The sequence below is a fragment of the Pedobacter sp. 01T416_2 genome (assembly GCF_056398925.1).
In genome coordinates this window covers 1-1,683 of record NZ_JBFTQI010001234.1, presented here as the reverse complement: position 1 = coordinate 1,683, position 1,683 = coordinate 1, and the positions used below count along the sequence as shown (strand labels likewise).

Sequence of the window (1,683 nt, the reverse complement as noted above, 5' to 3'; positions counted from 1 at the left end):
GAGTTACATTAGATCATCATAAAGGTGCTTTTGGGCATTCGGATGCCGATGTTTTGCTTCACGCCATCTGCGATGCGCTTTTAGGGGCAGCCAACCTTCGCGATATTGGTTTCCATTTTAAGAATACAGATGATAGATGGAAAGGCATCAGTAGCCTCGTTTTATTGAAGGAAACGGTTAAATTGCTGGCCGAAAAAGGATGGCAAATTGGCAATATAGATGCGATGCTTTGTTTAGAAGCGCCAAAAATTAACCCTCATATTCCTGCTATGCAACAAAATATTGCTGAAGCCATTGGAATTTCTACCGAGGATATTTCGATAAAAGCCACTACCAATGAGCAAATGGGATTTATCGGCAGGGAAGAAGGTGTTGTTTCTTATGCCGTTTGCCTGATAGAAAAACCTTAATTCCTATTAGAATTTTCGGGCGGTTAAGTAAGAAATCGGTAAGCCTATGCAAAAAATCAGAATTACCGCATTTAAAATCGCCCGTTCATAATGAAACGGTGCTGCAGGTATTTTGGTTAATGGAACAATCAGGAGGGTCATGATCGTCCAAACGATAATGCCATATAGTATTCCTGAAAGGATAATGTTTTTACGTAAAACAGGTGCTTTTATTGATGCAATAGTAAAAATCAGGGTGAAGCAAAAAGCAATAAAGTAGTGGAGTGCTAAACCTATAAGAGCCGTTTTAGTCCCTCCAGCAAAGGCATTTGGCCCCATAATAGCACTGGAGATATACTGAAATACCCCCATAAAATTCATTATGAATTGTTTATGTTTTTTTTGCTTGTATGTAATAATATTAAATTTTGATTCGGAGCTGTCACATTGAGCTTGTCGAAATGCTTTACATTGCATTTTAATCAGCTCTTCAACAGGCTATCAATGACGTTATTTTGTAATCATTTAAATAGGAACAGTTTATGTCGATTTCGTATTTCCACCTAACTAGGCCGTAGTACCGTATCTCCGTTCTACTTAAATCCGGCTTAACAAATTTTTCGGGCTGCACTACCCAGGCCAACCTACTAGCTTTGAAAGAAAAATTTTCAGCCGGTGTTTTTTGTTTCTTTTTGACACCAAAAAGAAAGAAGCCTGTCCGGCTAGGACTAATAAAACACCCCGTCCTGCGGACACCCCTCTAAAAGAGGGGAATATTATATTGCTTGAAATTTAAACGTCATTTATATTAATTTTTATAAAACAATTACCCCTCAAGGTGACATCCATTGTTTATAACATAATCTCCGGGACAAGCATTACGCCAGCTGCTCTTTAACGTTTCCTGTCCGCTTTAACGTTCCCCAGGTTTCCAGTTCACCTTTTATGGCTTTTCTGAACGAACGGAATAGTACAATATACATTAATTGTCGCCAGAAAAACCGCTGTGGGAATATGTAAAGTAAATTCCTGTATTTTTCTTTTTCCATACGGAAGGCGATTGCAGCAAAAATCATATCTACAACAATAAAGATAATATAATAGAAAAGTACCTGGCCAAAACCGTTATGCAGGCTTAAAATTCCTGAAAATCCGGTTAGGGTTAAATTATTTATAGCACTTAACGAAAACAGACCACTAATTAACGAGATGAACATAAAAAGATCGGCAAGTGGAGAAAATAGCGGCAAAATGATCTGATAGATCAAAATATTTGGCATTCCTACCATCCCAA

The 1,683-nt window shown here is 37.8% G+C and carries 2 protein-coding genes and 1 pseudogene; 1 reads left to right on the top strand and 2 read right to left on the bottom strand.

Annotated elements, in window-relative coordinates:
- Positions 1-410: 2-C-methyl-D-erythritol 2,4-cyclodiphosphate synthase (ispF, locus tag AC1DPQ_RS28795; protein WP_477611721.1), on the top strand; the 410-nt coding region annotated here is incomplete at its 5' end.
- Positions 411-416: 6 nt separating this feature from the next.
- On the opposite strand, the gene AC1DPQ_RS28790 is transcribed toward ispF, so the two are convergent.
- Together AC1DPQ_RS28790 and AC1DPQ_RS28785 are read right to left on the bottom strand one after the other, a co-directional pair.
- A complete protein-coding gene (locus AC1DPQ_RS28790; protein ID WP_477611720.1) occupies positions 417-866 on the bottom strand; it encodes a hypothetical protein in 450 nt (149 codons plus the stop codon).
- Positions 867-1,267: 401 nt separating this feature from the next.
- Positions 1,268-1,683, bottom strand: a pseudogene (locus AC1DPQ_RS28785) (glycosyl transferase family 2); the annotation flags it as partial.

What these genes read in the sequence shown, in the direction of transcription:
- AC1DPQ_RS28790 (WP_477611720.1), bottom strand. Translation starts at nt 866, where the DNA reads ATGCAATGTAAAGCATTTCGACAAGCTCAATGTGACAGCTCCGAATCA.